Raw genomic sequence first — 6,640 nt, 5'->3', positions numbered from 1 at the left:
CGCCCGGTTACATTCCGAACCCGGAAGCTAAGCCTCATAGCGCCGATGGTACTGCAGGGGGGACCCTGTGGGAGAGTAGGACGCCGCCGAACAATTCTTCTGAGAAGCCCCTGCCGGGGAACCGGCAGGGGCTTTTCGCATTTCCGCGCCCTGAGGAGGCACCGGGCCAGGGGTGGACCTAACACCACCTTGAAGTCGGGTGGGACGGCCAGTGCGCTCGCCGGGTGTGCGGGGAAAACTTGGTCAGGACGATCGGAGCCGGTGTGCGGCATCGGCCTACCAGTGGGATCAGCAACAGGAGCGCTCGTGGCAACGGAGAGTCGAATCAGCGGCGGTGGCGCCGTGCGCGCCCGGACCGAGGCGGCACTCGCGGCGGGCGGTCTCGGGCTGGCCCGGTTGTCGCTGCTGGTGCTGGGCACGGTCCCGCTCGTGGCGGTGCCGGCCTTCGGCGCGGTGTTCGCGGGTGCCACCGTCGCGTGGATGCTGGACTCCTACTACCCGGCGGCGTTGTTCGCTCTCGTCGCCGCCGTGGTGGCGGGGCTGGCGCTGGCCGGGATGTTCGTGCGCCCGTGCGCGCGTCGGACGCGGGCACAGCTGGGCAACTGGTACGGGGTCCGTCTGCCCGTCTCCTACAGTCCGCGGCCGGCGCTGGAGGCGGACGCGCGCGGCCACTGGTGGACGGGGTACTCGTACCACCGTTCCCACAACGTGGCCCGGTTCGCGCAACTGCTGCACTGGTCGTTGAGGGACCGGGCGACCCGGTCGGAGATGCTCTGGCTGGTGGTCAGGCCGCTGCTGGTGACCGCGCTCGGGGCGCTGGTGACGGGGCTGCTGGCCGCCGGGGTGGTGTACCTGGTCATGGCGGTGGAGAGTTACCGGTCCTACGGTCCGAACCCTGAGACGACGGCGCTGTTCGCCGGGTTGCTGGGGCTCGCGCTGATCGCCGCCGGCGTGCTGCTGGCGCCGTACGCGGTCCGCCTGTACGCGGAGGTGGCACGGCGGGTGCTCGACCAGGACGGCCGGGCCACGCACGCCCAGCTGACCCGGCGGGTGGCGGAGCTGACCGAGACCCGTGCCGACGCGGTCGGCAGCCAGGCGGCGGAGCTGCGGCGGATCGAGCGGGACCTGCACGACGGTGCGCAGGCGCGGCTGGTCGCGATCGGGATGACGCTGGGCACCATCGAGCACCTGATGGAGACGGATCCGGCGGCGGCGCGCGAGTTGCTGTCGGAGGCCCGGCAGTCCTCGGCCCGCGCGCTCCAGGAGCTGCGCGACCTGGTCCGCGGCATTCACCCGCCGGTGCTGGCGGAGCGCGGGCTGGGGGACGCGGTGCGGGCGCTGGCGCTGGACTGCGCGCTGCCGACCGAGGTGTGCGTGAGCCTGCCGGACCGCCCGCCGGCGCCGGTGGAGGCCACGGCGTACTTCAGCATCTGCGAGCTGCTGGCGAACGCGGCCAAGCACTCGGGGGCCGAGCAGGTCTGGGTGGACATCCTGTACCGGGCGGGCCGGCTGCGGGTCACGGTGACGGACGACGGTGTCGGCGTGGCGGATCCCACCCGGGGGACCGGGCTGCGCGGGATAGAACGCCGATTGGGTACCTTCGACGGTGTCCTCGCCATCGACAGTACGTCGGGCGGTCCGACCACCATCACCTTGGAGCTGCCGTGCGAGTTGTCCTCGCAGAGGACCTCTACCTCCTTCGAGAAGGTCTGATCCGGCTGCTGGAAGCGCACGGCTTCACGATCGCCGCCGCGGTCGAGACCGGGCCGGAGCTGTTGGACGCGCTGCTGACGCACCGTCCGGACGTCGCGGTGGTCGACGTGCGGCTGCCGCCGACCCTCACCGACGAGGGTCTGCAGGCGGCCCTCAAGGCGCGCCGGGAGATCCCCGGCCTGCCGGTGCTGGTGCTGTCGCAGCACGTCCAGCAGCTCTACGCGCGGGAGTTGCTGGCCGACGGCACGGGCGGGATCGGCTACCTGCTGAAGGACCGGGTGTTCGCCGCCGACCAGTTCATCGACGCGGTCCGCCGGGTGGCGGCCGGCGGAACCGCGATGGACCCGGACGTCATCGCCAAGCTGATGCAGACCACCTCCCGTCGTCCCGGCCCGTTGCAGCGCCTGTCGCCGCGCGAGCGTGAGGTGCTGGAGCTGATGGCGGAGGGCTGTTCGAACTCGGCGATCGCCGCCCGGCTGACGGTGAGCGACGGCGCGGTCGCCAAGCACATCGCCAACATCTTCACCAAGCTGGAGCTGGCCCCGGCCGAGGACGCCAATCGCCGGGTGATGGCCGTGCTCGCGTACCTCAACGGGACGGCGGGACGGGCGGCCTGACCAGCCACCTGTTCGGGGCGCTGTGACGGTCCGGGCTGCGAGAACGCTGAGACGGGTGTACGAGTAAACTCCGGTGGGCCGAGCCCGGAGGTGCTTCAGCCGTCCGGCGCCCCGACACGCGGGAACCGGCAGCCGGAGCAGCGTACGGCCGCAGCCGACATCCAGGGGTTGATAGACGTTATGGCACGCCCTTCGCTCACCAAGGCCCACCGGGGTCTTCTCGGCCTGGTCGCCGCCGGGGCCTGTGTCATCTCGGGGATCGGCTTCGCCGGTTCGTACAACGCGGTCAAGGAACTGGCCGAGGAGAAGGGGTTCGGCGCCTTCTCCTACGCCTTCCCGATCGGCGTGGACGCCGGCATCGTGGTGCTGCTCGCGCTGGACCTGGTGCTGACCTGGCTGCGCATACCCTTCCCGCTGCTGCGGCAGACCGCCTGGCTGCTGACGGTCGCGACGATCGCCTTCAACGCCGCGGCCTCCTGGGGCGACCCGCTCGGCATGGGCATGCACGCGGTCATCCCGCTGCTGTTCGTCGTCGTGGTCGAGGCCTCGCGGCACGCGGTCGGCCGGATCGCGGCGATCACGGCCGACCGGCACATGGAGTCGGTCCGGGTGATGCGCTGGCTGCTGTCCCCGGTGCCGACCTTCCGGCTCTGGCGGCGGATGAAGCTGTGGGAACTGCGCTCGTACGACGAGGTCGTGCGGCTGGAGCAGAACCGGCTGGTCTACCGGGCGCAGCTGCGGTTCCGGTACGGGCGGGGCTGGCGCCGGTCGGCGCCGATCCAGGCGCTGCTGCCGCTGAAGCTGGCCAAGTACGGTGTGCCCCTCGATCCGGCGGTGTTCGACCGGATGGACGAGGAGTCGCAGGCGGTCCGCGAGGCGAAGGAGGCCCGGGAGGCCGAGGCCGCGGCCCGCGCGGAGGCGCTGGCCGCCCAGGAGGCCCGGGCCCTGGCGGAGAGCCGCGCGGCGGCGGCTCTGGTGCCGGCCGGGCCGCAGGAGCCGGGTCGGCAGGAGGAACAGCTCCAGGCCCAGCCCCAGCCCCACGCTCAGCCTCAACCCCAGCCCCAGCTCCAGCCCCAGCCCGAGGCGGTGCCGGCCGGTCCGGAGCCGCTGCCCGCGGAGGTCGCGGCGCCGATGCTCGCCAAGCTCGCCCAGGTTCGGCTGCGCGCGGCGCAGGAGCCCGAGGGCGGGGAGGTGGTCCCGCCGCAGCCGAGGGACGAACTGAACGTCTGGACTGAGCGCGCCGTGCGGGCGACCGGCCACTCCAACGAGGCCGCGCCGGGCGGCCGCGTGCCGGGTCAGGCCTCGCCGTGGTTCAAGCCGCCGCGCCCGACGGGTGCGGACGAACCGCAGGAGGCGCACCCGGCGGTCGTCGCGCGCGGTGTCGAACTCGGGGAGGAGGCGCCGCCGTACGCCGAGTACCCGGAGGGGGATTTCCCGCAGGAGCCGGACTTCGACGCGCTGCCGGAGTTCCCGCAGGAGGCGGTGGTCGCCGAGCGCCCGCTGCGGGCGGGGTCGCACCGGCTGGACCCGGAGCTGGCCTACCAGGGACTGGTCAGCTACCTCGACAGCCATGAAGGGCAGCAGCCCAACGCGGAGCGGCTCGCCGACTGGCTGACCCGCGAGCTCGGCGCGCGCGGCAGCCGTCCGGACGGGTCGGTGCACCCGAAGGAGGTCGACCGGCTCATCCCCGAGCTGCGCGACCGCTACGCCGCCTCCGGGCGGGACTGACCCCCGTCCGGTCGCACACCCGGTCATTGACGCCCGGTCGGGGCCCGTCTACCTTCGCATCAACAAACCGTTGCAGCGCCGGCCGGGCGCGGGCCCGCGCGCATGTCTGCCTGAGGGGTGGCGGATGACGCAGGGCGGGACGGGCCGGACCGGGCCGACGGGCGCGGCGGGGTTCTCCACCGCCGCCCGGGCCGCCGTGGACGCGCTGCTGGCACCCGTCGACGCCGAGCTGGCCCGCCGCTACCCGGGCGACCCGGGCGGCCGCCAGCCGGTCCACACCGTCTACGTGCCGGCCGACGCCTTCGCCGCCGACACCGTGCGGACCTGGGGCCGGCAGGCCCTGGAGGCCTTCGACACCCACGCCGGGACCCCGGCCGAGCTGGCCCGCGCGCTCGGCGTGCCGGACGACGCGCTGCTGGCCGAGGTCCACCGCCGGGTGCGGGCCAAGCTGGAACGCGAGCCGGTCGAAGACCTGCGGATCGACTTCGAGGACGGCTACGGCCCGCGGCCCGACGCGGAGGAGGACGCGGCCGCCGTCCGGGCCGCCGAGCTGCTCGCCGCCGCGGTCGCCGACGGCAGCGCCCCGCCGTACCTCGGCATCCGGATCAAGTGTCTGGAGGCGGCGGTCCGGGACCGGGGCATCCGCACCCTGGAACTCTTCCTCTCCACCCTGCTGGCCCACGGCGGAGCGCCCGACGGGCTGGTGCTCACCCTGCCCAAGGTGACCTACGCCGAGCAGGTCACCGCGCTGGTCCGGCTGCTGGAGGACTTCGAGCGCACCGCCGGGCTGCCGGCCGGGCGGCTCGGCTTCGAGATCCAGATCGAGACCACCCAGGCGATCCTCGGCCCGGACGGCCGGGCCACTGTCGCCCGGATGATCGGGGCGGCCGGCGGACGGGCCACCGGCCTGCACTACGGCACCTTCGACTACAGCGCCGCGTGCGGGGTCGCCGCCGCCCACCAGCGCATGGACCACCCGGCCGCCGACCACGCCAAGGCGGTGATGCAGGTGGCCGCCGCCGGGACCGGGGTCCGGCTCTCCGACGGCTCCACCAACGTGGTCCCGGCCGGGACCACCGCCCAGGTGCACGCCGCCTGGAGGCTCCACCACGACCTGGTCCGCCGCTCGCTCGCCCGGGCCTACTACCAGGGATGGGACGTGCACCCGGCGCACCTGCCGACCCGGTACGCCGCGGTGTACTCCTTCTACCGGGAGGGTCTCGCCGCGGCCGCCGCCCGGCTGTCCGCGTACGTGGCCGAGGCGGGCGGGGACGCCACGGGGGACGTCATGGACGAGCCGGCGACCGCCCGGGCGCTCGGCGGGTACCTGGTGCGCGGGCTGGACTGCGGGGCGGTCGACCTCGCCGAGGTCACCGGGGCCACCGGTCTGGACCGCGCCCGGCTGCAGGCGCTCGCCGGCCGCCGCTGAACGGCCGCCCTTGAACGGCCGCCGCCGGTGGGCAACCGGTCGGGCACCGGCCGGGGGTTAGGCTGGCGGAGCGGTCCCCGGTCGAGCTGTCGCCCGGTGCGGGCCGCACCGCCCGCCCCTCGTCGCCCTCCGGGAGAACCGCCGCGCCATGTCCGCCACACCGGAGCCGACCCCCAGGCCCTACCTGACCATCCGGAGCGCGGGCACGCACGAGCTGGAGATCAAGAAGTCCCGGTTCATCTGCCACCTCGCCCGGGTCGCCGACGAGGAGGAGGCCCAGGCGTTCATCGCGGGCATCCGCAAGCGGTACTGGGACGCCCGGCACAACTGCACGGCCTTCGTGGTCGGCGACGAGCAGCGCCGCGAGCGCTCCAGCGACGACGGTGAGCCCGGCGGGACCGCCGGGGTGCCGATGCTGGAGGTGCTGCGGCGGCGCGGCGTCACCGACACGGTGGCGGTGGTGACCCGGTACTTCGGCGGCATCAAGCTCGGCGCGGGCGGTCTGGTGCGCGCCTACGGGAGCTCGGTGTCGGAGGCGCTGGACGAGGTCGGGCTGCTGGAGCGGCGGCCGGTCGCGCTGCTCGCGGTGACGGCGGACCACACCCGGGCCGGGCGGGTGGAGAACGACCTGCGGGCGGCCGGGTTCACCGTGAGCGACCTGGCCTACGAGGCGGCCGGGGTGCGGATCGAGGTCGGGGTGCCGGAGCCGGAGGTCGCGGCGTTCCACACCTGGCTGGCCGAGGCGACCGGCGGGACGGCGGTCGCGGTGGCGGCGGGCCGCACGTACGTCGAGGTGCCGGTCTGAGCGGTGCCCGGGCCCGGCCGGAGCCGTGCCGGCGCCGGACGCCGCACCGGCCGACGCGACCCTGACGCGCCCGCAGGAGCGGTCGGGGGACCGCTCGCCGGCCCCAGCAGATCCTCGTCGTCCGCGCTGGGCGGCTTGAGCAGATTCACCCGAATGTAGTGACGTGGCCCGGAGTTGGAACTTCCGCTCCGGGCCATGGCGTTTCCTGGGCACAGGTCCGGCGAACCGGACCAATGACCCATCGATGGAGGACACGGGACCCCACCACCGAACCCGGAGGTATGCGCATGACCTCGGACCGCTCGTCGTCGTCGGTGCCCGCCCCTGCCGGTCCGCCCGGACCCGGAG

5 protein-coding genes and 1 rRNA gene are annotated in these 6,640 nt (G+C 74.2%); all 6 read left to right on the top strand.

The genetic code is table 11. The features are described 5' to 3' along the window. Nucleotides 1-92 (top strand): 5S ribosomal RNA (gene rrf, locus ABT093_RS36470); the annotation flags it as partial. A 214-nt stretch (nt 93-306) separates the two neighbouring features. Next, complete coding sequence (locus tag ABT093_RS36465) at nt 307-1,713, top strand: sensor histidine kinase (RefSeq protein WP_350571628.1); 1,407 nt, start codon at nt 307-309, stop codon at nt 1,711-1,713. Next, a complete protein-coding gene (locus ABT093_RS36460; protein ID WP_350571626.1) occupies nt 1,665-2,330 on the top strand; it encodes a response regulator transcription factor in 666 nt (221 codons plus the stop codon). Before ABT093_RS36465 ends, ABT093_RS36460 begins: the two co-directional genes overlap by 49 nt. 180 nt (nt 2,331-2,510) lie before the next feature. After that, nucleotides 2,511-4,058, top strand: coding sequence for a DUF2637 domain-containing protein (locus tag ABT093_RS36455; RefSeq protein WP_350571625.1), 1,548 nt, complete (start codon nt 2,511-2,513; stop codon nt 4,056-4,058). A gap of 124 nt (nt 4,059-4,182) precedes the next feature. Next, entirely contained in the window at nt 4,183-5,487 is a 1,305-nt protein-coding gene (locus tag ABT093_RS36450) for a DUF6986 family protein (protein WP_350571624.1), read from the top strand. Nucleotides 5,488-5,635: 148 nt separating this feature from the next. Further along, on the top strand, nt 5,636-6,292 hold the full coding sequence (locus ABT093_RS36445; protein WP_350571622.1) for a YigZ family protein: 657 nt from the start codon (nt 5,636-5,638) through the stop codon (nt 6,290-6,292). Nucleotides 6,293-6,640 lie beyond the last annotated feature (348 nt).

Origin of the sequence: Kitasatospora sp. NPDC002551 (assembly GCF_040296005.1) — a bacterium.
Taxonomy (GTDB): domain Bacteria; phylum Actinomycetota; class Actinomycetes; order Streptomycetales; family Streptomycetaceae; genus Kitasatospora.
The sequence above is the reverse complement of the archived record's forward strand: the minus strand, read 5'-3'. Positions and strand labels throughout refer to the sequence as shown.